The 24,133-nt window shown below is 65.3% G+C and carries 22 protein-coding genes; 13 read left to right on the top strand and 9 right to left on the bottom strand.

The features are described 5' to 3' along the window. The first annotated feature begins 314 nt into the window (after window positions 1-314). Window positions 315-1,637 (top strand): epoxide hydrolase family protein, encoded by a 1,323-nt coding sequence (locus E4K65_RS18245; protein ID WP_135175343.1) that lies wholly within the window; start codon window positions 315-317, stop codon window positions 1,635-1,637. Between the two features lie 34 nt (window positions 1,638-1,671). Here the strand turns inward: E4K65_RS18245 and recG are convergent, their stop codons facing one another. Further along, window positions 1,672-3,780, bottom strand: a complete 2,109-nt coding sequence (recG, locus tag E4K65_RS18250) for an ATP-dependent DNA helicase RecG (RefSeq protein ID WP_135175344.1) — start codon at window positions 3,778-3,780, stop codon at window positions 1,672-1,674. A gap of 208 nt (window positions 3,781-3,988) precedes the next feature. Here recG and E4K65_RS18255 point away from each other — a divergent pair, with 208 nt between their 5' ends. Beyond that, entirely contained in the window at window positions 3,989-4,279 is a 291-nt protein-coding gene (locus E4K65_RS18255; protein WP_135175345.1) for an FAD assembly factor SdhE, read from the top strand. Next, window positions 4,276-7,794 carry a transcription-repair coupling factor gene (gene mfd, locus E4K65_RS18260; RefSeq protein ID WP_135175346.1) on the top strand — a complete coding sequence of 1,173 codons (3,519 nt, stop codon included), beginning with the start codon at window positions 4,276-4,278 and terminating at the stop codon, window positions 7,792-7,794. Before E4K65_RS18255 ends, mfd begins: the two co-directional genes overlap by 4 nt. Window positions 7,795-7,848: 54 nt before the next feature. Here mfd and allE read toward each other — a convergent pair whose 3' ends face one another. Further along, the gene (gene allE, locus E4K65_RS18265; RefSeq protein WP_135175398.1) at window positions 7,849-8,646 is read right to left on the bottom strand and encodes a (S)-ureidoglycine aminohydrolase; all 798 of its coding nucleotides are present in this window, start codon (window positions 8,644-8,646) and stop codon (window positions 7,849-7,851) included. Between the two features lie 471 nt (window positions 8,647-9,117). Between allE and E4K65_RS18270 the strand changes: the two genes are divergently transcribed. Further along, window positions 9,118-9,906 (top strand): carboxymuconolactone decarboxylase family protein, encoded by a 789-nt coding sequence (locus E4K65_RS18270; protein ID WP_135175347.1) that lies wholly within the window; start codon window positions 9,118-9,120, stop codon window positions 9,904-9,906. A gap of 28 nt (window positions 9,907-9,934) precedes the next feature. Then, window positions 9,935-10,372, top strand: coding sequence for a putative quinol monooxygenase (locus tag E4K65_RS18275; protein WP_235885667.1), 438 nt, complete (start codon window positions 9,935-9,937; stop codon window positions 10,370-10,372). Window positions 10,373-10,376: 4 nt separating this feature from the next. On the opposite strand, the gene E4K65_RS18280 is transcribed toward E4K65_RS18275, so the two are convergent. Next, window positions 10,377-11,270, bottom strand: a complete 894-nt coding sequence (locus tag E4K65_RS18280) for a LysR family transcriptional regulator (RefSeq protein ID WP_135175348.1) — start codon at window positions 11,268-11,270, stop codon at window positions 10,377-10,379. 283 nt (window positions 11,271-11,553) lie between these two features. Between E4K65_RS18280 and E4K65_RS48220 the strand changes: the two genes are divergently transcribed. The 3 genes from E4K65_RS48220 to E4K65_RS18295 are packed head-to-tail and all read left to right on the top strand — an operon-like array spanning window position 11,554 to window position 13,791. After that, on the top strand, window positions 11,554-11,949 hold the full coding sequence (locus E4K65_RS48220; protein ID WP_209312074.1) for a (R)-mandelonitrile lyase: 396 nt from the start codon (window positions 11,554-11,556) through the stop codon (window positions 11,947-11,949). A gap of 39 nt (window positions 11,950-11,988) precedes the next feature. Continuing rightward, window positions 11,989-12,984: an aldo/keto reductase gene (locus E4K65_RS18290; protein WP_167770916.1), complete on the top strand. Its 996-nt coding sequence runs from the start codon at window positions 11,989-11,991 to the stop codon at window positions 12,982-12,984. Window positions 12,985-13,026: 42 nt separating this feature from the next. After that, window positions 13,027-13,791 (top strand): SDR family NAD(P)-dependent oxidoreductase, encoded by a 765-nt coding sequence (locus E4K65_RS18295; protein WP_135175351.1) that lies wholly within the window; start codon window positions 13,027-13,029, stop codon window positions 13,789-13,791. A gap of 42 nt (window positions 13,792-13,833) precedes the next feature. Here the strand turns inward: E4K65_RS18295 and E4K65_RS18300 are convergent, their stop codons facing one another. The 4 genes from E4K65_RS18300 to E4K65_RS18315 all read right to left on the bottom strand — a co-directional run bounded on the left by E4K65_RS18300 (window position 13,834) and on the right by E4K65_RS18315 (window position 17,938). Further along, window positions 13,834-14,670 carry an SDR family oxidoreductase gene (locus E4K65_RS18300; protein ID WP_135175352.1) on the bottom strand — a complete coding sequence of 279 codons (837 nt, stop codon included), beginning with the start codon at window positions 14,668-14,670 and terminating at the stop codon, window positions 13,834-13,836. Between the two features lie 59 nt (window positions 14,671-14,729). After that, window positions 14,730-15,149 carry an ester cyclase gene (locus E4K65_RS18305; protein WP_135175353.1) on the bottom strand — a complete coding sequence of 140 codons (420 nt, stop codon included), beginning with the start codon at window positions 15,147-15,149 and terminating at the stop codon, window positions 14,730-14,732. 67 nt (window positions 15,150-15,216) lie between these two features. Next, entirely contained in the window at window positions 15,217-17,457 is a 2,241-nt protein-coding gene (locus E4K65_RS18310) for a xanthine dehydrogenase family protein molybdopterin-binding subunit (protein WP_135175354.1), read from the bottom strand. Between the two features lie 10 nt (window positions 17,458-17,467). Then, a complete protein-coding gene (locus tag E4K65_RS18315) occupies window positions 17,468-17,938 on the bottom strand; it encodes a (2Fe-2S)-binding protein (protein WP_135175355.1) in 471 nt (156 codons plus the stop codon). Window positions 17,939-18,061: 123 nt separating this feature from the next. Here E4K65_RS18315 and E4K65_RS18320 point away from each other — a divergent pair, with 123 nt between their 5' ends. The 5 genes from E4K65_RS18320 (at window position 18,062) to E4K65_RS18340 (ending at window position 21,260) form a co-directional block, all read left to right on the top strand. After that, the gene (locus E4K65_RS18320) at window positions 18,062-18,955 is read left to right on the top strand and encodes a LysR family transcriptional regulator (protein WP_092181638.1); all 894 of its coding nucleotides are present in this window, start codon (window positions 18,062-18,064) and stop codon (window positions 18,953-18,955) included. Window positions 18,956-19,258: 303 nt separating this feature from the next. Further along, window positions 19,259-19,468, top strand: coding sequence for a cold-shock protein (locus tag E4K65_RS18325; RefSeq protein ID WP_027542880.1), 210 nt, complete (start codon window positions 19,259-19,261; stop codon window positions 19,466-19,468). Between the two features lie 202 nt (window positions 19,469-19,670). Further along, the gene (locus E4K65_RS18330) at window positions 19,671-20,795 is read left to right on the top strand and encodes an acyl-CoA desaturase (RefSeq protein WP_167770930.1); all 1,125 of its coding nucleotides are present in this window, start codon (window positions 19,671-19,673) and stop codon (window positions 20,793-20,795) included. A gap of 24 nt (window positions 20,796-20,819) precedes the next feature. Further along, on the top strand, window positions 20,820-21,005 hold the full coding sequence (locus E4K65_RS18335) for a hypothetical protein (RefSeq protein WP_135175357.1): 186 nt from the start codon (window positions 20,820-20,822) through the stop codon (window positions 21,003-21,005). 18 nt (window positions 21,006-21,023) lie between these two features. After that, window positions 21,024-21,260 (top strand): hypothetical protein, encoded by a 237-nt coding sequence (locus E4K65_RS18340; protein ID WP_135175358.1) that lies wholly within the window; start codon window positions 21,024-21,026, stop codon window positions 21,258-21,260. A 62-nt stretch (window positions 21,261-21,322) separates the two neighbouring features. On the opposite strand, the gene E4K65_RS18345 is transcribed toward E4K65_RS18340, so the two are convergent. Next, window positions 21,323-22,543 (bottom strand): GGDEF domain-containing protein, encoded by a 1,221-nt coding sequence (locus E4K65_RS18345; RefSeq protein ID WP_135175359.1) that lies wholly within the window; start codon window positions 22,541-22,543, stop codon window positions 21,323-21,325. Between the two features lie 83 nt (window positions 22,544-22,626). Continuing rightward, a complete protein-coding gene (locus E4K65_RS18350; protein ID WP_135175360.1) occupies window positions 22,627-24,129 on the bottom strand; it encodes a class I adenylate-forming enzyme family protein in 1,503 nt (500 codons plus the stop codon). Window positions 24,130-24,133: the final 4 nt, after the last annotated feature.

Below are 24,133 nucleotides of genomic sequence, written 5' to 3' on the forward strand. Positions count from 1 at the left end.
CGAGAGCTCAAGCCGGCCTGACGAGAAGTAGTCGCTGCGCGTCTTGCGAGGGAAGCTCACGGGTGGCCCAGCGCAGCCCAAGGCGGCAATCTCTTCGCAAGATGTTGCCCCCAACATCTTGTCATCAGACGGTGGGTGGATTCTATTGTATGCTGTTTTTAGTACGGTCCCTGGGCAGTTCGTACCAAGGTATCATCCGAATAATTGCTCATACGCTTGGCCCAGGCACCTGCAATCATTTCTACAGTTCGAAGCTGGCCGACGCATCGCAGTTCACTAGTCTAGGAGCGGGCTTGTAAACAAGGAGGCCGACCATGACCGCAATCTCCTCGTCACCCACCCGGCGCAGCCTTCTCGCAGGGTCAGCCGCGACTGGTGCCGTCAGCTTGCTTCCAATACATTTCGTCGCCGCACGCGCGCAATCGAAACAAGGAGGGTCCCCGCTCGGTACGACCAAAGCCGACGCAATTCTTCCCTTCCGCGTCAATGTCCGGGGTGAAGACCTCGCTGATCTCCGCCGGCGCCTCGCGGCCGCGCGCTGGCCCACCAAAGAGCTCGTTGAGGATCGGTCGCAGGGTGTGCAGCTGGCGACGCTGCGGGCGCTCGCCCGCTACTGGTCGACTGAGTACGACTGGCGCAAGTGCGAGGCACGGCTGAACGCACTGCCACAGTTCACGACCGTGATCGACGGGGTGAAGATCCATTTCATCCACGTCAAGTCCCGGCATGAGAACGCGCTGCCGCTGATCATGACGCACGGCTGGCCCGGCTCGGTCATCGAACTCCTCGATACCGTCGGTCCCCTGGCTGACCCGACCAAGTATGGGGGCACTCCCGACGATGCATTCCACCTGGTGCTGCCGTCCTTGCCTGGCTACGGCTTCTCGGGTGAGCCGACCGAACTCGGCTGGGACGCCGTGCGCATCGCGCGTGCGTGGGCGGTGCTGATGGATCGTCTCGGCTACACGCGCTACGTTGCCCAGGGTGGCGACGTAGGAGCGGCAGTAACGGATGCGATGGGGCGCCAGGCACCCAAGGGACTTCTCGGCATTCACGTCAACTTGCTCGCGGGTGTGGCGGCAATGTCCGACAAGCTGCCCGCAGAATCCGAGAAGGAACGCGCGGCGCAGAAGGCGGCCGCGACGTTTAGGGCGAGTGGCTTTGGCTACTTCCTGGAGCAGTCGACGCGGCCACAGACGATCGGCTACTCCCTGCTGAATTCACCCATCGGGCTCGCGAGCTGGATGCTCGACCATGACACGGACAGCTACTACAAGATTTCCCGAGCGTTCGTGGAGGGTAAGCCCGCGGGCAATCTCACCCGGGACAACATCCTCGACAACATCACGCTGTACTGGCTGACGGGCACTGGGGCCTCGGCCGCACGGTGGTACTGGGAGGCCGGACAGGCCGCAGCCCGTGCGGCCGGCAAGTCTCCTCCTGCGGTCGCGGTTCCCGTGGGATTTACGACGTTCCCCGGTGAAATCTTTGCTGCGCCCCGAAGTTGGGTCGAGATTATGTACCCCGGCCTCGCCTACTTCAGCGAGGTCGAACGTGGCGGACATTTCGCCGCCTGGGAGGAGCCGAAGCTGTTTTCAGATGAGGTACGCGCAGCCTTCAGATCATTGCGCAAATAACGGACCAGAGGCTCGGCGCTATTGAGTCCACGTCCTAGCCCGCCCCGATCAGCGGGATCGCCTCATCGCGTTCATAGAGATACAGCAGGCACCTCAGCGCCTCGCCGCGCTCGCCCTTCAGTTTCGGATCGTCCTTGAGGATGCGCAGCGCCTCGTCTCTAGCCTGGGTGATGAGCTGGCCGTGCACCTCCGAGCGCGCGATGCGGTAGCCGGGCAGGCCGCTCTGGCGCACGCCCAGCACGTCGCCTTCGCCGCGCAGCTTCAAATCCTCCTCGGCGATGCGAAAACCGTCGGTGGTCTCGCGGATCACCTTCAGCCGCGCCTTCGACATCTCGCCGAGCGGCTCCGAATAGAGCAGGATGCAGGTCGAGGCCTCCGAACCGCGGCCAATGCGGCCGCGGAGCTGATGCAGCTGGGCGAGGCCGAAACGCTCGGCGTTCTCGATCACCATGATGGTGGCCGCGGGCACGTCGACGCCGACTTCAACCACGGTGGTGGCGACGAGAAGGCCGATCTCGTGGGCCGCGAACTGGCCCATCACGCGATCCTTCTCCGTGCCCTTCATCTGGCCGTGGACCAGACCGACGCGGTCGCCAAAGCGCTTCTGCAGGCTCTCGAAGCGTTTGGTCGCGTTGGTGAGGTGCTCGGTGCCCTCGGCCTCGGATTCCTCGACCAGCGGGCAGATCCAGTAGACCAGCTTGCCGGACTCGAGCGCGCGGCCGACGCCGTCCATGACTTCGCCGAGGCGGCTCATCGCCACCGCGCGGGTGTCAATCGGCTGGCGGCCGGCCGGCTTCTCGCGCAGCTCGGAGATATCCATGTCGCCGAAATAGGTCAGCACCAGCGTGCGCGGGATCGGGGTTGCACTCAGCACCAGCACGTCGACGGCTTCGCCCTTGGATGTCAGCGCGAGCCGTTCGCGCACGCCAAAACGATGCTGCTCGTCGACCACGGCAAGCGCGAGGTCCCGAAAGATCACGTCGTCCTGGATCAGCGCATGGGTGCCGACGAGCAGATCGATCTCGCCCTCGGCAAGCTGGGCAATGATCTCGCGTCGCTCCTTGCCCTTTTCACGGCCGGTGAGGATCGCGACGCGCATACCGGCGCGCTCCGCCAGCGGCGCGATGGTCTTGATGTGCTGGCGCGCCAGGATTTCGGTCGGGGCCATCAGCGCGGCCTGCTTGCCGACTTCGGCCACCGCCGCGGCCGCCAGCAGCGCCACCACCGTCTTGCCGGAGCCGACATCGCCCTGGAGCAGGCGCAGCATGCGAACCGGCTGTTGCAGATCGTTCGCGATCGCTGCGGCCGCATCGCGCTGGGAAGGCGTCAACGCATAGGGCAGCGCGTCGATGATCTTGTTGCGCAGATGGCCATCGCCGGCATTGCGTACGCCGGCCGGGCGGCGCAATTGCGCGCGGATCAGGGCCAGCGCCAGCTGGCCGGCCAGCAGTTCGTCGAAGGCGAGGCGGGACCAGAACGGCTGATCGGGCAAAATGTCCGTGAGCTCGACCGGCTGGTGCACGCGGGTGAGGGCTTCCGCGATTGGCGGGAAGTGGCAGCGGCGCATCACCTCCGGGCTGATCCATTCCGGCAAGGCGGGCAATTTCTGGAGCGCTTGCGCGATCGCGCGGCGCAGCGAGCCGAGCGCCAGGCCCTCCGTCAAGGGATAGACCGGATCGATCCCTGAGAGTTTTGAGATCGCCTCTTCGTCCAGCACGCGGTCGGGATGCACGATCTGCGGCATGCCGTCATACATCTGGAGCGTGCCGGAGACGTAGCGCTTCTCGCCGACGGGCAGCAGCTTTTCGACATAGCCCGGCTTGGCGCGGAAGAACGTCAGCACGACGTCGCCGGTATCGTCGCTGGCGTACACGAGATAGGGCGCCCGCGCGTTGCGCGGCGGGGGCGGGCGGTGGCGGTCGACGGTCACCTCCAGCGTCACCATGGTTCCCTGCACGGCATCGCGAATCTTCGGCCGGGCGCGGCGGTCGATGACCTGGCTCGGCAAGTGCAGCAGAAGGTCAACCAGCCGCGGCGTCTCGTTGCGGCTGAGCAGGTACTGCAGCAGCTTGTCCTGCTTCGGACCGACGCCGGGCAGGCTGGTCACGGGAGCAAACAGTGGATTGAGCAGGCTGGGGCGCATTGGGGGAATCTAGGATCGTTTCGGCCCGTCATGCCCGGCTTTATGCCGGGCATCCACGTCTTTTTTCACGGCTCGGCGGGACAAAGCCCGGCCATGACGAATTGGCAGACAGGAGTGCGCCAACAAAGAGCTGACACCGGCCGCCCAAGTAGCTATATCACCCCCGCCCGGCACGTCCGGGCTTTCGGCGTTTGACTGGAATTGAGACATGACGGGAACGACACGATCGAGCAACGGGCTGGACGACCGCCGCAAGCGGCTGCTGTTCCGCTGCTGGCACCGCGGCACGCGCGAGATGGACCTGATCCTCGGCCGCTTCGCGGATGCCGAGATCGGCAACCTGTCCGATGCCGAACTCGCCGAACTCGAGCACCTGCTCGAGGTCAACGATCCCGACCTCTATGCCGCCATCACCGGCGACAAGGTGCTGCCGGCCGACGTCACCGGTGCGCTGTTTGCCCGTATCAAGGCGTTTCCGATCGCGGACCGCGACGCATGAAGCAGGGGATGAAATCGCCGGCCGAGCTGCTCACGCCCGGCCGCGCCCTGACGCTTGCCAATGTCGCGGAAGGTGCCGAAGGCCTCGTCATCTCGGATCTGGCGCGCGCCATCGCGGCACGGCCGAAGAAGCCGGCCGTCAGCCTTGCAGTGGTCTGCCGCGACGGTGCGCGGATGCAGCAGCTCGAACGCGCGCTGCAGTTCTTCGCGCCCGATCTGCCGGTGCTGACCTTCCCGGCCTGGGACTGCCAGCCCTACGACCGCGTCTCGCCGCATGGCGGCATCTTGGCCCAACGCCTGACGACGTTGGCGCGGCTTGCCCCCCTGACCGGTAGCGACAAGCCGCTGATCGTGCTGACGACGGTCAACGCCATCGTGCAGCGCGTGCCGGCGCGCGAGCTCGTCGCGGCGCAGGCGCTGTCGGTCGCCCCCGGCAACGTCGTGCCGATGGACACCATCGTCGCCTGGCTCGAGCACAACGGATACAACCGCTCCTCGACCGTGCGCGAGCCCGGCGAATATGCCGTGCGCGGCGGCATTCTGGACCTGTTTCCAGCCGGCCTCGAGCAGCCCGTGCGCTTCGACTTCTTTGGCGACAGCCTGGAATCGATCCGCTCCTTCGACGCCGAGACCCAGCGCACGCTGCTCGACATGCGCTCGCTCGACCTCGTCCCGGTCTCCGAATTCCAGCTCGTCACCGACACCATCCGCCGTTTCCGCATGGGCTATGTCGCCGAGTTCGGCGCGCCCGAGCGCGACGATGCGCTGTACGAGGCCGTCAGCGAAGGCCGCCGCCATCCCGGCATGGAGCACTGGCTGCCGCTGTTCCAGGACCGGATGGACACGCTGTTCGACTATCTGCAGGGCGCGGCCGTCGCGATCGAGCCGCAGGCCGAGGACGCCGTCCGCGAGCGCTTCAAGCAGATCCTCGACTATTACCAGGCCCGCCGCGATGCCATGGAGCATCCGGGCGGCGGCGCCATCTACAAGCCGCTGCCGCCGGACCGGCTGTATTTCACCGAAGAGGAGTGGACCAAGCGCCTCGGCGACATCCCGCTGGCGCGCCTCACGCAATTCTCCGTGCCGGCGGATGGCGCTGGTGTCGTCGATGCCGGCGCACGCAAGGGCCGCGACTTCGCGCCGGAGCGCAACGACACCACCGTCAACGTGTTCGAATCCGTGGTCAGCCACGTGATGGCCCTGCAGGCGCAACGCAAGAAGGTCGTGATCACGCTGTGGAGCGAAGGCTCGCGCGACCGCATGACCTCGATGCTGCGCGACCACAAGCTGGCCCACACCACCAGCGTCAACAGCTGGCGCACGGTGCAGGCCACCCCGCGCAACGAGACCATGCTCGCCGTGCTCGGCTTGGAGAGCGGCTTCGAGACCGACGAGATCGCGCTCATCAGCGAGCAGGACATCCTCGGCGACCGCCTGGTGCGGCCGCGCAGGGCGAGCCGCAAGCTCGACAATTTCATCTCGGAGGTGACGAGCCTTGCCGCCGGCGACATCGTGGTCCATGTCGATCACGGCATCGGCCGGTTCGTCGGTCTGCAAACGCTCGACGTCGCCGGCGCGCCGCATGATTGTCTCGAACTGCACTACGCCGCCGAGACCAAGCTGTTCCTGCCCGTCGAGAACATCGAGCTGTTGTCTCGCTACGGTTCCGACCAGACCACGGTCGAGCTCGATCGTCTCGGCGGCAGCGGCTGGCAGACCCGCAAGGCGAAACTCAAGAACCGCATCCGCGAGATCGCGGGCGAGTTGATCAAGATCGCCGCCGCGCGCCATTTGCACGAGGCGCCAAAGCTGCCGGTGCAGCCGGGCCTCTATGACGAATTCTGTGCGCGCTTCCCCTATGACGAGACCGAGGACCAGCTGGGGGCGATCGAATCGACCCTGAAGGACCTCGAACTCGGCCGCCCCATGGACCGTTTGATCTGCGGCGACGTCGGCTTTGGCAAGACCGAGGTGGCCTTGCGTGCCGCCTTTGCCGTGGCGCTCGAAGGCAAGCAGGTCGCTGTCGTGGTGCCGACCACGCTGCTGGCGCGCCAGCACGCAAGAACCTTCACCGAGCGCTTCAAGGGCTTTCCGGTGAACGTGGCGCAGGCATCGCGCCTGATCCCGACCAAGGAGCTGAACCAGGTCAAGAAGGGCATCGCCGACGGCTCGGTCGACATCGTCGTCGGCACCCACGCGCTGCTCGGCAAGGCGATCAAGTTCCGCGATCTCGGCCTCGTCATCGTCGACGAGGAGCAGCATTTTGGCGTCACTCACAAGGAACGGCTGAAGGCGCTTCGCTCCGAGGTGCACGTGCTGACGCTGTCGGCGACGCCGATCCCGCGCACGCTGCAGCTGGCGCTCACCGGCGTCCGCGAGCTCTCGATCATTGCCTCGCCCCCGGTCGACCGCCTTGCGGTGCGCACCTTCGTCGCCCCGCACGATCCCTTGATGATCCGCGAGGCGCTCTTGCGCGAACGCTATCGCGGCGGCCAGGCGTTCTACGTGGTGCCGCGCATCGATGACCTCGCCGAGGTCAAGGATTTCCTCGACAAGAACGTGCCGGAGATGAAGGTCGCGGTCGCGCACGGGCAGATGCCGCCCGCCGTGATCGAGGACATCATGACCGCGTTCTACGACGGCAAGTTCGACATCCTGCTGTCGACCACGATCGTCGAATCCGGCCTCGACATTCCCAACGCCAACACGCTGATCGTGCATCGCGCCGACATGTTCGGCCTTGCCCAGCTCTATCAGCTCCGCGGCCGCGTCGGCCGCTCCAAGCTGCGGGCGTATGCGCTGTTCACGCTGCCGGCGCAGCAGAAGATCACGGCGCAGGCCGAGCGCCGGCTCACCGTGCTGCAATCGCTGGAAACGCTGGGCGCGGGCTTCCAGCTCGCCTCGCACGACCTCGACATCCGCGGCGCCGGCAATCTGCTCGGCGAGGAGCAGTCAGGCCATATCAAGGAGGTCGGCTTCGAGCTCTACCAGTCGATGCTGGAGGAGGCGATCGTGAACCTCAAGGCCGGCGTCTCCGAGCCGGCCGCCGACCGCTGGTCGCCGTCGATCACGATCGGCATGCCCGTGCTCATCCCGGAGGATTACGTCAGCGATCTCTCGGTTCGGCTGTCGCTCTACAGGCGCCTGGCCGATCTCGACACCGAGGAGGAGATCGAGAACTTCGGCGCGGAGATGCGCGACCGCTTCGGCGTGCTGCCGGACGAGGTGCGCTATCTCTTCAAGGTCGCCGCGATCAAGGCGTTCTGCCGCAGGGCCAATGTCGAGAAGATCGACGCCGGTCCGAAGGGCGCCGTCATCGCCTTCCGCGACAATTCGTTCGCCTATCCCGACCGCCTGGTGACGTTCATCCGCAGCCACGGCCAGGCCGCGAAGGTGCGGCCCGACATGAAGGTGGTGTTCCTCCAGGACTGGGAGACCCCGGAAGAGCGGCTCGCCGGCACCACGGAGATCATGCGGCAACTGGCGCAGCTGGCGCAGGCCAAGAAGGCGGCGTAGGGAGCGACTATCGCTTCCGCTCTGCAGAATCGCGCCGGTGCCCCGCGACGCTTGTCAGAGGACCACGTCCCGGTTGACGTTCTTGTACAGAAGGTAGACCGATCGGTTCGAACCGGTCGGATAGAATTGCTGCGGACAGAACGATCCCATCCAGATGAAGTCATCGACCCAGATTTCGTGCCAGCTATCGCCAAGATAATACAAGCCTTGCCCCTCCAGCATGAACAACCCGTGCTCCATGATATGGGTCTCGACGGCTGGAAAGCAGACGCCGGGTTGGAAGAACATCAGATTCATCTCGAAATCGAACCGCAAGTCGCCCATTGGAAGCAGGTGCTTGAAGCCGCGCCCCTCCAGTCCGGTATGGTTCGTTATCGGCATCGATTGTTGTTGACCGATGATTGCCGCCGGTGACGCGATGCCCCCAGCCGCTTCATAACGCTTCTTGACCGCGAGAACGCGGGCGGGAGCAGCGGGATGGCAGCTCATCGCGAAGGACGTGTTGGCCGGAACGTAGGCAAAGGCGCCTGCCGTCAATGAGGTCGGGGGTTCGGCGCCGATGCTGATGTCGAGGGCTCCCGTGACGACGTAGAAGAAGTGCTGAACGTCCACGCAGATCGGCTGGGCCGTGCCGCCCGAGGGCTCGATTTCCAGCATGAACTGGGCAAAATCGGCTCCGAGGCTCGGCGCCGCCAGAAAACGCACAGTCGTTGACACCCACGCCGGCAGCCGGCTCTTCAAGACGCCTTCAGGCGGCATGAATGCGAAATTGCGGCCGACGACTGCGCGGCTGTGACCGATCGCGCCGGGACGAACGACGCCGGGTTGGGTAGTCAGATCGGTGGGATGCATCTGAGAGTCCTTGGCCAACTCGCAACAGCGCGTCGCTGTGAAGCGTCGGCGCAAGACCGGCGCGTTGCGACGTGGATGAATGTGGTTCTGCCGGCTTCTTAGATTTGATAGATGAGAGCGAGGGGCACTGCAACAGCAGCCGGCACCACGGAGATCATGCGGCAGCTGGCGCAATTGGCGCAGAGCAAGAGGCGGCCTAGGGCAGTCTACCGTGTCCCGGACAAGCGCAGCGAAGCGTCGCGCAGAGCCGGGACCCAGTTCTTTCCCGCTCGCGAGGATGGGTCCCAGTGCTGCGGCGTATCGCGAAGCGTGCTCCATCGGACAGATTCATAAGCCTGCTCGATAAGTCCATGCGGATTGCACCATCTAATCGCATGGCGACCGATTGCCTATAACAAGCCTGCGAAGAGCGACCACGCCCCGCCGGCGCGCGAGCGTCCGGGAACAAGCCGTGGCGCACAGGAGATCATCATGAAACCGCAAGCCGCAGCCATCGCATTGCTTCTGGTGATGGCCATGCCATCGGCCCGCACGGAGGAGACTGGCACCATGACCGGATCGAAGGCTGCGCTCACGTATGAGGATGTTCGGAAGGTCGCCCCGGCGCTGGAGGCCTATACGCAGAACCGGCTGCTTGGCGATGTCTGGAAGCGCCCCGGCCTCGCGCCGCGCGACCGCAGCATCGTCACCTTGGCAGCGCTGATCGCGCGCAATCAGTCGATCGAGATGCCGTATCATTTCAATCTGGCGCTCGACAACGGTGTCAAGCCGCGCGAGATTTTGGAGATCATCACGCATCTCGCCTTCTACGCCGGCTGGGCTAATGCGATGTCCGCGGTCGCTGTTGCCAAGGACGTCTTCGCCGCCCGCAACATCGGCGTCGGTGAGCTTCCGGCCGTCACGGTGACGCCGTTGCCGCTTGACGAGGCTGCCGAGGCGCAGCGTGCGACGTTCGTCCAGGACCAGTTCGGCGCGTCCTTTCCGGGTGTCGTGCAGTACACCACCGACGTGCTGTTTCGTGACCTGTGGCTGCGTCCGGACCTTGCGCCCAGGGACCGCAGTCTCGTCACCGTCAGCGCGCTGATCGCCAACGGGCAGATGGCGCAGCTCACGCCGCACCTCAACAGGGCGATGGATAACGGCCTGACCCAGACGGAGGCTTCGGAAGCCATCACGCAACTTGCGTTCTATGCCGGCTGGCCGAACGTGTTTTCGGCGATGGCCGTCGCCAAGGATGTGTTTGCGAAGCGGCCGCATTAGCCGTATCCCACCACGAAGATCGAATACCATGCCGGAGATGGCGTTCGCGCTTCCCATTCGCGAGGAGGCTGACTTGAGTATCTCGCATCTTCTCCTGATCGGCGGGTCCGTGCTCACGGCAGCCGTTTCCGGGACCGCTGCCGCCGCCGAAGTGCGGCCGCTCTACGTGCAGGAAGCGGAAATCGAGATCGATCCCGCACAGCTTGAATCCTACAAGGCTGCGGTGGCCGAGCACATCGAGACTGCCACGCGCGTTGAGCCCGGTATTATTGCGCTCTATGCCGTCTCCGAAAACGACAATCCCACGCGCGTCAGGGTGTTCGAGATCTACCGGGATCAGGATGCTTACCGGTCTCACCTGGAAACCGCTCACTTCAAGACATACAAGGCGACCGTGGAGAAGATGGTCCGGTCGCTGAAGCTGATCCGAACCACGCCCATCGCCTTTGGCGCTTTGCCGAGGTGACGGCTCAGTCCCGGTGGCGCAGCGCCTCGACAAGGAGTGCAAAAGCCGCGGAAGGCTGGCGCCGGCTCGGGTAGTAGAGGTGGTAGCCGGGATAGGGAGGACACCAGTCCTCGAGCACCCGCTTGAGGCGGCCTTTGTTGATGTGGGGCTGTACGAGGCCCTCCGGCAGATAGGCCAGGCCCAGGCCGGCAAGCGCCGCCTGGAGCATCTGGGTCGTGGTGTTGAAGAATAATTGGCCATCGACCCGAACGTTGAGCTCCCGCGAGCCCTTTTCGAACTCCCAGGAGTACAATCCGCCGTGGGTCGGCAGGCGCAGGTTGATGCAATTGTGCACGACCAGTTGCGATGGTTTCTTCAGCTCCGGCCGGCTCCGGAAATAGGACGGAGCGCCGACGACGGCCATGCGCGCGTCGGGGCCGATTCGCACCGCGATCATGTCTCTCGCGACTTGCTCGCCGTCCCGCACGCCGGCATCGAAACGCTGCGCGACGATATCCGTCAGTCCGTAATCGCTGACGATCTCTAGCTTGATGTCGGGATATTCGCGTAACAGCTTCGCAAGCTTCGGCAGGAGGACGGCGTCGGTGGCATATTCGGTCGCCGTGATGCGAATGGTACCGGAGGGCTTTTCCCGGAGCTCGGTCAAGGCGACGAGTTCGGCCTCGATCTCCGCGATCCGTGGACCCACGTTGCGCAACAGACGTTCACCCGCGGCCGTCGGCGACACGCTGCGCGTGGTGCGCGTCAACAGGCGCAGCTTCAGCCGCGCCTCGAGCTCCTTGATGGTGTAGCTGAGCGCGGACTGTGAAATGCCGAGCTTCGCGGCGGCTCTCGTAAAGCTGCCTTCACGGGCGACGATCAGGAAGGCCGAGAGGTCGTCGAGATTTCCGCGCTGCATTTATCGATCCTCCTTATAAGTCCATGCCGATGATAGTGGCTAGTCCGCATAGCCGCACGCATTAGATATGGCGCAGTCCCGCGAAGTGAGGCGAGCTCGGCATATGGATCGATCGGACGTTCCCTTCCGGCAATGCGGGAGCAGCGCTGCGGACGCCTCGAGCGCGCTGACGCGGCGGAGCGTGCTCTCAGGCGCCGCCGGATTGGCCATGCTGGCATCGTCGCATGCGGGCTTTGCGAGGGCCTCGGAAGAGACTGGTCCGACAACGGGAAGGCAGGCAACGATGGACATCAAACGCAACGGCTCACGCCCCTCTGGTAGGGGCCCTGAAACATGGTTTTCCGGCACGGTCCGCGTCGATCCGCTCTTTCAGCTGGGCGACCCGGTACGTCTGAGCGGCGGTCAAGTAACTTTCGAACCCGGTGCCCGAACCATGTGGCACACCCATCCGCTCGGCCAAACCCTGATCGTCACGTCCGGCCTGGGCTGGGTGCAAAGCGAGGGGGGACCGATCGAGGAAATCCGCCCCGGCGACGTCGTCTGGTTTCCGCCCGGCGAGAAACACTGGCATGGCGCCACCGCGACAACCGCGATGACGCATATCGCCATCACGGAATCGCTAAACGGCAAGAATGTCGACTGGATGGAGAAGGTCAGCGACGAACAGTATCGCAGGTGATTGCGTGCTGGTGCGAGCGGCTCGCCGAGGAGAATGAACATGCAGATGCGCGAGCTTGGCGATAGCGGCCTTGCGGTCTCGGCCATCGGCTTCGGCTGCATGGGCCTGAACTATCATCGTGGCCCGGCGCCGGAACGTCGCGAGATGATCGCGCTGGTCCGGGCGGCGGTGGAGCGCGGTGTCACCTTCTTCGACACTGCCGAGGTCTACGGCCCGTTCACCAACGAGGAACTCGTGGGCGAAGCGTTGGAGCCGTTCCGGAAGGGCGTCGTCATTGCCACCAAGTTTGGCCACGACCTCGGTCCCGCCGACGCCCGGCGTTCCGGTGGGCTCGACAGCCGCCCCGAACGTGTCCGGCAGGCGGCGGAGGGCTCGTTGAAGCGGTTGCGGGTCGAGACGATCGAGCTGTTCTATCAGCACCGCGTCGATCCCGATGTCCCGATCGAGGATGTCGCTGGTGCGGTGAAGGATCTGATCGCCGAGGGCAAGGTCAGGCATTTCGGCCTCAGCGAGGCCGGCGCCTCCACCATTCGCCGCGCGCATGCGGTCCAGCCGGTCGCCGCGATCCAGAGCGAATACTCCTTCTGGTGGCGTCAGCCCGAGACGGAGGTGTTGCCGGCTTGCGAGGAGCTGGGGATCGGCTTCGTCCCGTTCAGTCCTCTCGGCAGGGGATTCCTCACCGGCCAGATCGACGAGACCACCAGCTTCGGCGGCAATGACAACCGCGCCGGCTTGCCGCGCTTTACGCCCGAGGCCCGCAAGGCGAACCGGCCGGTCGTGGACCTGCTGGCTCAGATCGGCGCCCAGAAACGTGCGACGCCGGCGCAGATCGCATTGGCCTGGCTGCTGGCGCAGAGGTCGTGGATCGTCCCGATCCCCGGCACGACCAAGCTCGGCCGTCTCGACGAAAACATCGCCGCGGCCGCGGTCGCGCTGACACCCGACGATATCAGGCACATCGACGCCGCGGTCGCGCAGATCACCATCACGGGCGACCGTTACCCGCAGGCGGAAGCCGCGCGTACGCAGCGCTGACGGCGCGTACGACGATCTGATACATCGACAGGAGAGATATCCATGAACATTTCATTCGAGGGACAGGTTGCGCTGGTGACCGGCGCTGCGTCCGGGCTGGGCCTCGCCACGGCAAAGGCTTTCGCGGAATCCGGGGCGTCCGTCGCGCTGGCGGACTGGAACGAGGACGCAGTACGTGCCGAGGCCGGGGAGCTGGCCACCCGGGGTCATAAGGCCATCGCCATCCGCTGCGACGTCTCCGATGACGCACAGGTCGAAGCCATGGTCGCGAAGACGGTCGCCGCCTTCGGCAGGCTCGATGCCGCCTATAACAACGCGGGCGTCCAGAATGTCCTCGCAGAGACGGCCGACACCACGCGCGAGGATTACGACCGCGTCATGGGGATCAATCTCCGCGGCGAATGGAGCTGCATGAAATTCGAGCTGCAACAGATGCGCAAACAGGGAAGCGGCGCGATCGTCAATTGCTCGTCTCTCGGGGGACTTGTGGGAGGCGCCGAGCGCGGCATCTATCACGCGGCCAAGCACGGCGTCCTTGGCTTCACCAAGAGCGCGGCGCTCGAATATGCGGCACGCGGCATCCGTATCAATGCCATATGCCCCGGGCTGATCTGGACCCCGATGGCCGACCAGATGGTTGCCGCCGGTCAGGGCGATGCTCTCAAAGCTCTAGAGAAGAGCGTGCCGATGGGACGGGTCGGCCGCCCCGAGGAGATTGCGAGCGCGGTGCTGTGGCTCTGTAGCGATGCAGCCAGCTACGTGACCGGCCAATCGATCTCGGTCGACGGCGGCTTCATCATGCGCTGAAGAGGGCGGGCACTCGCGAAGTTCCCTCAGCGCGACGCGACTTCAGAAGGAGCCGTCCGTCGACTTGGAGAGATCCGCGTGAGCTAGCAACTCCTCAAGCCGAGCTTCGAGCGCTGGCTTGACCACTGCGAGCGCGTCGCTGCCGGCCACAAACTGCCTGGGTGGATTGTCCATCCCGGCGATCTTGACCAGGACGTCGCCAAGCCTGGCCGGATCACCCTGCTGGGCGCCGTGATAGCCCGACCACATGTTTTCGGCGGTGCCTTCCGCCGCGTAGTCCTCGATCGTGCTGCCGGCATATTTGGCGTTGTGGGCGTCGAGGAGGTCCGTCCGGAAGAAGCCGGGCTCGACTGCGACGATCTTGATGCCGAACGGCTCGACCTCATGGGCCACCGATGCCGACAGGCCTTCGACCGCGAACTTTGCGGCGCTATAGGCCCCGCAATGCTTGAAGCCGACGATACCCGCCAGGGAGCTGATGTTGATGATCCGGCCGGATCTCTGCTTGCGCATCACCGGAAGCACCGCGCGCATCATGTACATCACGCCGTAGAAGTTGGTCGCGATCAGCTGCTCGATTTCAGCGGTGCTCAACTCCTCGAAATTACCGAGCAGGCTGTAGCCGGCATTGTTGACGAGAACGTCGATGCGCCCGAAAGCGCGGATCGCCGCGTCAACCGAAGGCTTCGCCTGTGCCTCATCGGCGACGTCCAGCTGGACGACCGCGAGGTTGTCGCCTGCGACGTCGTTCAGGGCATTGCGGACCTTGTCGAGATTGCGGCCGGTCGCGACAACACGGTCGCCGGCCTTCAATGCCGCTCTGGCGGTTGCCGCGCCGATGCCGCTACCTGCACCCGTGATGAACCAGACCTTGCTCATGCTTGACTCTTGTTGTCGATGTCGAAGGGCAGCTGACGCAGCGGCTTTCCGGTCAGCCGCTAATTTCCAGGGACCGCGCCAATCTGCTGAAGTAATCCGAGCAGATCGGGTTGCCCCGTCTCCTCGATGATCTGCCCGTCAGACAGGCGATAGATGTTCAGCGCCTGGACCGCGATTGTCTTCCCGGTCGATGGGGTGCCGAAGAAGGTGCCAAGGTGCGTGCCTCGCATGGTGAAGCGAGCAGCCACCTTGTCACCTTCGGCGACCATCTCCTCGAGCGTCCATTGAATATCCGGGAAACCTCCCCGCATCATCTGGATGATCGCGAGGTAGCCCGCAGGGCCTCGCATCGGCTCGCTGCGCCCGGGGACATGGAAGATCGCATCCGGAGAAATGAGCTCTGCGGCCAGAGTCTCGCTAGCGGTGTTGATGAATTCCGTGAAACGGATCATCACTCCCTTGTTCGCGTCTGGTGTCATGACGTCAGCTCTCTATCCATTGATGAAGTGGATCTTCGGTAAATTCATCGAGCCGTTTGCCACCTGGTCAGGCCAGTTTGAACGGCAACTGACGCAGCGGCTTGCCGGTCAGTCGAGCGATGGCATTGGCGAAAGCCGGTGCCAGAGGCGGCAGGCCGGGCTCGCCGATACCCGTGGGCGGCTCGGCGCTGGGCACGATGTGGACGTTGAACTCGGGCATGTCGGTAATGCGCGCGACGGTGTAGCCGTCAAAGTTGCTCTGCTCGACGACACCGTCCTTGAGCGTGATGGCCGAACCCGGCAGGCACATCGACAGGCCGGTGACCGCCGCGCCCTGCACCTGGGCCTCCACGGTGCGCGGGTTTACCGCCAGATTGCAATGCACGCCTGCCGTCACGCGGTGCAGCATCGGCCGGCCGTCTTTCACCGAGGCTTCCACCACATAGGCCACCACGGAATCGAAGGACTCGTGCACGGCCACGCCCCAGGCTCGGCCCTCGGGTAGGCGCGTCTTGCCATAGCCGCTCTTGTCCACCGCCAGTTGCAGCGCGTCCCTGTGGCGCAGATGCTTGTCACCGAACATGCGCATCCGATAGGCAACCGGATCCTGCTGCGTCGTGCGAGCGATTTCGTCGAGCAGGGTCTCCATCACGAAGGCGGTGTGGGTGGAGCCCACGCTGCGCCACCACAGCACCGGCACGTTGAGCTTGGGATGGTGCACGGTCAGTCGCATCGGCAGCGGGTAGGGATCCCGCATGCCTTCGGTGGCCGTGCCGTCGATGCCGTTCTTGACCTGGAACTGTTCGAACACGGAGCCCGTGGTGATGGACTGGCCGACGATGACGTGATCCCAGGCCAGAACGTTGCCGCGCTCGTCGAAGCCGACGCGGGCGCGGTGCAGATGCATGGGACGGTAGAAGCCGCCCCGCATGTCGTCCTCTCGGCTCCACAGCGTGCGCACCGGTGCGTTCAGCCCGGCGGCACGCGCGGCCTTCGCGATCTCGCAGGCCTCGACCACGGTGTCGCTCGTGCTGGAGAAACGTCGGCCGAAGCCGCCGCCGGCCATCTGCACATGGACCGTCACCTGCTCGGGCTTGAGGTTCAGCACACGCGCCGCCGCACCGGCATCCAATCCGGCGCACTGGCTGCCGACCCACAGCTCGGCGCGGCCCTCGGTGAGGGCAACGGTGCAGTTCAACGGCTCCATCGCCGCGTGGGCGAGGTAGGGGAATACAAACTCGGCTTCCAGTTGCTGGGGGGCTGTGGCGAGCGGCGCCATGTCGGCGTCGAACTTGCGCGGGCCGGGACGTCCGGCCAGTTCGCGGTACTGGACGAGTTGTCGTTCGCTGTCGACCTTCTCCACCTTGGCGGTGTCCCAAGTCAGCTTCAACGCGTCGCGGCCCTGCGTGGCCTGCCAGTATCCGTCGGCCACCACCGCGACGCCTTCGGCGCCGCCATCCAGCGGCACGCGCAGCACGGCCCTGACGCCCTTGATCGCGCGTGCCGCGCTGTCGTCCATTGCGGCAAGGCGCGCCCCGAACACCGGCGGACGCGCCACGACGGCGGTCAACTGACCGGGCAGGCGAGCATCGATGCCGAAATCCTGTCGCCCGCTGCTCTTGGCCTGCGCATCCAGGCGCGGCGTGGGGCGGCCGATGATGCGGAAATCCTTCGGATCCTTCAGCGTAACCTTCTCGGGCACCGGCTGCGCCATGGCGGCTTCGGCCAGTTCGCCGTAACCGAGCTTGCGGCCGCCGGGACCGAGCACCGTACCGGCCTGCGTGCGCAGCGTGGCTACGTCGACCTTCCAGCGCGCCGCGGCCGCGCCGAGCAACATGGCCCGTGCGCGTGCGCCGAGCTCGCGATACTGCGAAAAACTGTTCTTGATCGAATGCGAGCCGCCAGTGAGATGGATGCCGAACAGCGGATCGACATAGGCTGCATCGTTGGTGCCGTGCCGGCTGCGCACCAGGCTCCAGTCGGCGTCGAGCTCCTCCGCCAGGATCATCGGCAACGCGGTGTGGACGCCCTGTCCGAATTCCAGTCGGTTGATGGTCACGGTGACTTCGCCGTTGCCGGCGATCTGGACGAAGGCTGACGGCTGCTGCGTCGGCTTGAGACTGCTGGCGGCCTTGCCACCGGCGGCCGGATCGGCCAACGCGATGTGCGGAAAGGCGCCGAGCGCCAGCCCGGTGGCGCCGGCGAGTTTCAGGAAGCTGCGGCGCGGCAGCGTCTTCACGGTCTGCCCCCGTTCCAGCATGTGCTGGAGCGCGCGCGGCAGTTCACTGTAGTCGATGTTGGGCAGCATGGCGGCTCCTTCAGGCGAGCGTGCGCGCGGCGTCGGCCACGGCGGCGCGGATGCGGACATAGGTGCCGCAGCGGCAGATGTTGCCGGCCATGGCCGCGTCGATGCTGTCTGCGGTGGGTTGCTGGCCGCTCGGCAGCGATTTGAGCAAGGCAATGGCGCTCATGATCTGGCCGCTCTGGCAGTAGCCGCACTGCGCCACGTCGTGCTTGATCCAGGCTGCATGCACGGCGGCACCGACGCGGTCGGTGCCGTCGGTCGCGGCTTCGATGGTGGTGAGCTTCTTGCCCGCGGCGTCGGAGACTGGCGTGATGCAGGAACGAATGGCTTCGCCATCCATGTGCACCGTGCAGGCGCCGCATTGGGCGGCGCCACAGCCGAACTTGGTGCCGGTCAGCCCGATGAGGTCGCGCAGCGCCCAGAGCAGGGGCATCGCAGGATCGGCATCGATCGTGACCTCTCGGTTGTTCACTATAAGCTTCATGAATTTGCTCCTACGGACTATCGAGCAGACCAGAGGCCAGGGCCCGCAGACAGCCAGATAACGCTGGTTGTCGATTCCGATTAGACGCTATAATCCACTTAAGCTTATGCATGCGGTGCATGAATGAAACGGGACGATCTTTATGACCTCGCCGCCTTTGCGGCGGTCGCGGAGCAGGGCAGTTTCACGCGCGCGGCGGCCGAGCTCGGCATGTCCCAGCCGGCATTGAGCCACGCCATGAAGAGCCTGGAGGAACGGCTCGGGGTGCGGCTGCTGTCGCGGACCACGCGCTCGGTATCGACGACCGAAGCGGGCGAGACGCTGCTGCGTTCGCTGCGTCCCGCGCTGGACGAGATCTCCTCAGGCGTAAATGCAGTCGGCGCTCTGCGCGGCAAGCCGTCCGGCACCGTCCGCGTTACGGCAACCAAGCACGCGGTCTCGTCCGTGGTGATGCCGGTCTTGCCGCGCTTCCTCGCGGCCCATCCCGATATCCGGGTGGACATGATCGTCGATGACAATCTGACCGACATCGTCGCGGACCGCATCGACGCCGGCATCCGTTTCGGCGACATCGTCGAGAAGGACATGATCGCGGTCCGCATCGGGCCGGACATCCGGATGGCCGTGGTCGGTGCGCCCTCGTATTTCGCCGACCATCCAGTGCCCAGGACGCCCCGCGAACTCGCCGGCCATCGTTGCATCAACTACCGGCATGTCAGGTCGGGTGGGCTTTACGCCTGGGACTTCGAGGAAAAGGGGCGGCCGTTCCAGGTGCGCGTCGAGGGGCCGCTCGTGTTCAACAACGCCGATCTGACTCGCGAGGCCGCCCTCGCGGGGCAAGGCATTGCCTATGTCTACGCGGATGAGGTGGCGGCGGACGTCCGGGCCGGGCGGCTCAAGCGAATTCTGGAGAGATGGTGCCCGACCTTCCCCGGCTATTACCTCTATCATCCCAGCCGGCGTCAGACGCCGCCCGCATTGGCTGCATTCATCGGCGCGCTCCGCTACAAACCGTAAGTTCCGAAGCTGACAAGGTTTGGCTCTAACGCCGCAGCGCGCAAGCCGCCACCGAGCGTCTGCCACACGGGTGGAGCGCTCGCGCGGCCGTCCGCGGAACATTTGGGTCCGAAAACAGCGACATATGGCCCCTTGTGGAATGCCCGAACAACGGCCATATTGGCTGCATCGAGTTTCGGCCGAACGACTTGGCCTCGCCGCTGATAAGCGTGCCTGACTGACGACCCTCCCTCCAGATCTCGAATTCGCTGACTGCGCTCTTGAGCGCGGTTCCAAGACTTATCTATGTTAAAGGACGACCCCATGAATACGGGAACTGTGAAGTGGTTTAACGGCCAAAAAGGTTTCGGCTTCATTCAGCCGGACCAGGGAGGCCAGGATGTTTTCGTTCATATCAGCGCAGTCGAACGCGCCGGCATGAGCACCCTCAACGAGGGGCAGAAGGTTTCCTTCGAAATCGTCGCGGACCGCCGGACCGGCAAGTCTGCTGCGGAAAATCTGCGCGCCGCCTAAGCTGCCGCAATCGGTACTATGTTGCTTTGACCACGGATGTACTGGCAGAGCTTCTGGTTCTCTCGACCCGCGACTGGTTTACCGGCCGCGGGTTTTTTTACACCGGTTGCGGGTTGGCCCGCCCATCGAAACAGCTGAGGTCGCGAGCGTGTCCATCAATATCGATTCAGGCCAGGAACCGGATCAGGAACACGACGACGTCATGTATCCGCAGGTCCTGCCGTTTGTATTGATCCATGCGGGATGCGTCGCGGCGATCTGGTCGGGCGTCTCGTGGCAGGCCATCGCGATCTGCGCCGCGCTTTATTGGTTGCGCATGTTTGGGATCACCGCCGGATACCATCGCTACTTCTCGCATCGGGCCTACGCGACGAGCCGGGTGTTCCAATTCATCCTTGCCTTCATTGCCCAGAGCAGCGCGCAGAAAAGCGTGCTTTGGTGGGCCGCCAAACACCGCCATCATCATCTGCACTCGGATACGGCGCATGATGTGCACTCGCCCCGGCACAAGGGCTTCGTGTACAGTCATGTCGGCTGGATCTTCTACCGGCAGCACGATGCGACCGACCTCGTGAAAGTATCGGATCTGGCGTCGTATCCCGAGTTGATGTGGCTGCACAGGTTGGAGCTCTTGCCGGCGGCCGTGCTCGCGGGTCTGTGCTTTCTCGTTGCCGGGTGGTCGGGACTCGTGGTCGGATTCCTCTGGAGCACCGTGCTTCTGTATCACGCCACGTTCTGCATCAACTCCCTCGCACATGTTCACGGACGCAAGCGGTATGTGACCGGTGACGACTCCCGCAACAACTGGCTGCTCGCCCTGTTGACGATGGGCGAGGGCTGGCACAACAATCATCACGCCTACCAGGCCAGCGCCCGGCAAGGGTTCTACTGGTATGAGGTCGATCTGACCTATTACGTCCTGGTGGCCTTGTCCTGGCTCGGGATTGTCCGGGATCTGAAGTTGCCGCCCAGGCAGGTTCTGCGCAACGAGCATCGGTTGGGATCACGCGTGGTCAAGCAAGCGGCCGAGCAGCTCGCCGCTCGCTTTGATCCGGAACACATCGCGCTCGCGATCAGAACGTCGATCCACGAGACCGAATTGTCGGTCCGGGACGCGCTCAGTCTGTTGCAGCACCGTGCCGACTTGCGCCTGTCCAGCATGCCGACCCGCGAGCAGTTGCTGGCTGAGGCGCAGCGCATGTTCGCCAAGACCATATCGCTGGACGATATCGTCGACCGTGCCTACGAGCTCCTGCACGATTCTGTCGGCTTTCTCCTGGCTACTCCCGCTCTATCGGCCAGCACGAACGCGAAGAGTGGCATTTAGCTCGATCGTCCCCATATAAGGGGCATGGCAAATTGGCAGAAGTCGACGACACGGCAAGCACCCAAGACCAAGGCTGAGCTTCGCGAGATGCTGGCTGAGGCGGTCCGTAACACGCAGCCCGGCGGAGAGTCGAAGCGCCTGGCGAAAGCCGGGAAGATCGCGGCCGGGATGACCCGCGCCGATCAAGCGTTCGGGGTCACCGTTCGCTGAGCCCCGAGAAGGAGCCGCATGCGCAAATTTCCCAAGCCCTCCGAGCAAGAGCTCAAAGAGGGTCCCCAGGCCGTGTCCTTTCAGATCGCGAACGGGAACGCGCGGCAGACCTGTATTTTGCAAACCACGCTCCCAACCAAGGCGCAGGCGCAAAAATACCTTCTCGCCAATTGGCCGGCGGTCGAAAAGATGGCTCGCGACGCTCTCGCGATGGGAGCCTTTGAGGACGGCCAGATCAAGCTCATGATGAGCTGAGCCGCCGAGGCCCGGCGGCGGACGTCAAGACAAGCAACAGATCCGGGAACGCTGGCGGTTGACTACGACGCCGCGCGCGAGGCGTCGGCGGACAGCCGCGCCAGCAACGACCTTGCCGTATCCGACGACGACAGCGAGTCCACGCTGACCACGGGATCGCTGCGCATCTCGTGCTTGCCGTTGGAGGTGTGCCGCATCACCGCGGAGAGGCGGCGAGCGATCATGTGGGCGGTGCGGAAGTCGGTCTCGGCGAAGACGACGATGACCGAGCCGTCCTTCTGCGCTGTGCCGAAGTCCATCTGCCGCATCAGGCGGCTCAGGATGCGTGCGGCATCGAGCTGGGCGCGGGGATTTGAGGGATCGAAGGCGAAGCGCGCCACCGACAGGCCGCCGCCGCGAGCAAGCGTCTGCTCGACAGCCTTGGAGAAGTCGCGGGCAAAGGCTTCCGTCGTGAGCAGGCCGCTGCGCGGATCGAGCCAGCCGCCGGCATCGATCGAGCGCAGCGTGCGGCTCAGTTGCGCTTCCAGCGCGTGCTGGCGGATCAGCGGCAGCGCGTTGGCGGCGACTTTCGCCGGCTCGCCCGGGATGAGCTCGAGATTGGGCAGGTCGTAGGTCTGAACGAGCTGGTGCGCGGTGACGATCACGGGCAGGCTGCGGAAGCGGGTGTCCTCGGCCAGCACCGTGAGGAAGGCGTCGGTGACGCGCGCGGTAAAGCCTTCGGCGAGCACGACGCCGTCGATGTCGCGGGTGTTGAGATGCTTGGCCGCGGCCTCGATCGAGAGCGCGCCGATGACGCCGACGCGTTCGCCGAGAGCGACGGACAGTGCGGGATAGGCCGCGCCGCGGCCGATCAGGAGCACGGTGGCATCGCGCGACGGATCGCTCTGCGGCAGCGCGACCTTCACCTCCGGCAGCCGGCGCAGCACGGTGGCGTGAAGGGTGCGGACGCGCAGCGCGGCGCGGAGCCGCGCGCTCAGGCGGTCGGGATTGCCGCGCGAGGAGAAGGGCAGGGCGTTGTGCGGCAGCGCGCCCGCCGCATCCAGGGCCACGAAGGGAAGGTACGGCGACTGGTCGGCGATCTTCCTGGCGAGCAGCGCCAGATACGGCTCATACCCACTGTTCATTGCGGCCAGAACCGCGGCCGGCTGCACCTGCTCGACCGCGCGCGCCGCGCTGGCCCAGTCGGTGTCGACCACGGGAAAGAGACGGGCCTCGTCCAGCGCCGCAACGAAGGCGGGGCGCTCGGCATTGGAAACAAAGAGGATCGGGCCCGCCTGGGACATCGCAAACTCGGATCACGCGACAGATGCTGCGCAATCTAGTTTGGCCGCCTTAATGCAGCGTCAACGGTGGGTTGAAAATACGCCTAGGCCGCCCCGGAGCGGTCGCGAAAAGCCTCGACCATCAGGGGGTTAAGCCCGAGTTCGTTGAGCGCCTCGCGGGCGCGGGCGTTGTCCTGGGCCCGGCCCGCCAACCGGTGACCGGAGAGGCGGTCGGGCAGCGCGGTGAGCAGGGCGCCCTGGCCGAGCCGGCGCGCCCATTCCTGGAGGTCGTTGGAGAGGAAGCGGTAGCCGCCGACGGCCATGATGCCGGAGGGCGGCGCGGTGATGCAGATCGCACCGCTTGGACGATCGAGCCGCGCCGCATAGCCGGTGTCGACATAGTCGCGCGGCGGCTGCGCGATCAGCGTCTCGCCGACCGGCTGCGGCGGGGCGTAGGCCCCGATCGGCACCATCGCCCCGCGCAGGCCGAGCGTGCCCTTCGGTGTCAGCAGGATCTCGCCGGCGATGGATGAACCGGACTGTTCGCGCGGGGCGCCGTGCGGCCCCGGCATCACCGCAACAGGCATGCCGTCCTCGCCGCGGCGGGCGCCGAACAATCCGGCCTCGCCGAACAGATAGACGTCGGTCAGCGGCGCATGCGGCGCGATCCAGGCATCGCTTGCCGCCACCTGCTCCGGCGCGCGCCACAGGCCGATGACGTTGCGCAAGGTCGGCATCCGCGCCGCCAGGTCGGAATCGCCGAGCCGCAGCGCGAGCTGCGCGGGCGCGATCAGCACCTCGCATTCATGCTCGTTGATCTGCTGCTCCAGCACGTCGTTCTCGAAGGGATGATGCAGCGCCAGCGCACCGCCCGAGAGCAGCCACACCGCGAGCGAGGAGGCGAGGCCGGCGAACGACATCGGCGTGAACGCCGCCATCACGGTCGCGCCCTGCTTGATATCGGCCTCCAGCGACATCGCGAGGCCACCGGCGATCAGGCTGAAATGCGGCCGCGGCACCGGGCGAAAACCTTCCGCCGTGACGTCGAAGGAGATCATCGCCGCCTTGCGGCCGTCCTGGATCACGGCACGCGTGGTGCCGGGCGGGCGGGCCAGCACCTCGTCGAGCGAGGCCATGCCCTCGGGCAGGTCGGTGCCGAAGCCGCAGACATGGCGGATCGAGAACGCCTCGGCCGCAGCGTGCATCGCGAGGTCGGCGTAGCTGACGCCGTCGACCTTGCTCATGGTGACGATGGCACGCGCCGCGGTGCGGTTGAGCGCTGCGGTCAGTTCCGCGTGGCGCCACAGCAGCGGCAGCACGGCGACGACGAGGCCGGCGCGATGGGCGGCGAGCACGGTCAGCACGAACTCGACCGTAGCAGGCAGCTGGATTGCGATGACGGAATTGGCCGGCAGGCCCGATTCGACGAAATAGGCCGACAGCGCCTCGATGGCGGTATCGGCCTCGGCATAGCTCATCCGCCGCGGCTGGTGCCCGGTCACGCGCGCCTTGTTGAGGGGGTCGAGCAGGGCGGTCGCGTGCGGCTGCCGCATCAGCGTGCGCTGGAACAGCGTGTCGAGCGTCGGCGATACGGCTGGCTGGTTCACGGCG

It is taken from the genome of Bradyrhizobium niftali (assembly GCF_004571025.1).
In the GTDB taxonomy this organism is placed as follows: domain Bacteria; phylum Pseudomonadota; class Alphaproteobacteria; order Rhizobiales; family Xanthobacteraceae; genus Bradyrhizobium; species Bradyrhizobium niftali.

Coding starts and splice junctions, on each gene's coding strand:
- E4K65_RS18340 (WP_135175358.1), top strand. CDS start 21,024: ATGCGCAAATTTCCCAAGCCCTCCGAGCAAGAGCTCAAAGAGGGTCCC.
- mfd (WP_135175346.1), top strand. CDS start 4,276: ATGAAGCAGGGGATGAAATCGCCGGCCGAGCTGCTCACGCCCGGCCGC.
- allE (WP_135175398.1), bottom strand. CDS start 8,646: ATGCATCCCACCGATCTGACTACCCAACCCGGCGTCGTTCGTCCCGGC.
- E4K65_RS18280 (WP_135175348.1), bottom strand. CDS start 11,270: ATGCAGCGCGGAAATCTCGACGACCTCTCGGCCTTCCTGATCGTCGCC.
- E4K65_RS18305 (WP_135175353.1), bottom strand. CDS start 15,149: ATGACACCAGACGCGAACAAGGGAGTGATGATCCGTTTCACGGAATTC.
- E4K65_RS18310 (WP_135175354.1), bottom strand. CDS start 17,457: ATGCTGCCCAACATCGACTACAGTGAACTGCCGCGCGCGCTCCAGCAC.
- E4K65_RS18320 (WP_092181638.1), top strand. CDS start 18,062: ATGAAACGGGACGATCTTTATGACCTCGCCGCCTTTGCGGCGGTCGCG.
- E4K65_RS18245 (WP_135175343.1), top strand. CDS start 315: ATGACCGCAATCTCCTCGTCACCCACCCGGCGCAGCCTTCTCGCAGGG.
- E4K65_RS18270 (WP_135175347.1), top strand. CDS start 9,118: ATGAAACCGCAAGCCGCAGCCATCGCATTGCTTCTGGTGATGGCCATG.
- E4K65_RS18255 (WP_135175345.1), top strand. CDS start 3,989: ATGACGGGAACGACACGATCGAGCAACGGGCTGGACGACCGCCGCAAG.
- E4K65_RS18295 (WP_135175351.1), top strand. CDS start 13,027: ATGAACATTTCATTCGAGGGACAGGTTGCGCTGGTGACCGGCGCTGCG.
- E4K65_RS18335 (WP_135175357.1), top strand. CDS start 20,820: ATGGCAAATTGGCAGAAGTCGACGACACGGCAAGCACCCAAGACCAAG.
- E4K65_RS48220 (WP_209312074.1), top strand. CDS start 11,554: ATGGACATCAAACGCAACGGCTCACGCCCCTCTGGTAGGGGCCCTGAA.
- E4K65_RS18275 (WP_235885667.1), top strand. CDS start 9,935: ATGCCGGAGATGGCGTTCGCGCTTCCCATTCGCGAGGAGGCTGACTTG.
- E4K65_RS18345 (WP_135175359.1), bottom strand. CDS start 22,543: ATGTCCCAGGCGGGCCCGATCCTCTTTGTTTCCAATGCCGAGCGCCCC.
- E4K65_RS18315 (WP_135175355.1), bottom strand. CDS start 17,938: ATGAAGCTTATAGTGAACAACCGAGAGGTCACGATCGATGCCGATCCT.
- E4K65_RS18290 (WP_167770916.1), top strand. CDS start 11,989: ATGCAGATGCGCGAGCTTGGCGATAGCGGCCTTGCGGTCTCGGCCATC.
- recG (WP_135175344.1), bottom strand. CDS start 3,780: ATGCGCCCCAGCCTGCTCAATCCACTGTTTGCTCCCGTGACCAGCCTG.
- E4K65_RS18325 (WP_027542880.1), top strand. CDS start 19,259: ATGAATACGGGAACTGTGAAGTGGTTTAACGGCCAAAAAGGTTTCGGC.
- E4K65_RS18300 (WP_135175352.1), bottom strand. CDS start 14,670: ATGAGCAAGGTCTGGTTCATCACGGGTGCAGGTAGCGGCATCGGCGCG.
- E4K65_RS18330 (WP_167770930.1), top strand. CDS start 19,671: ATGTATCCGCAGGTCCTGCCGTTTGTATTGATCCATGCGGGATGCGTC.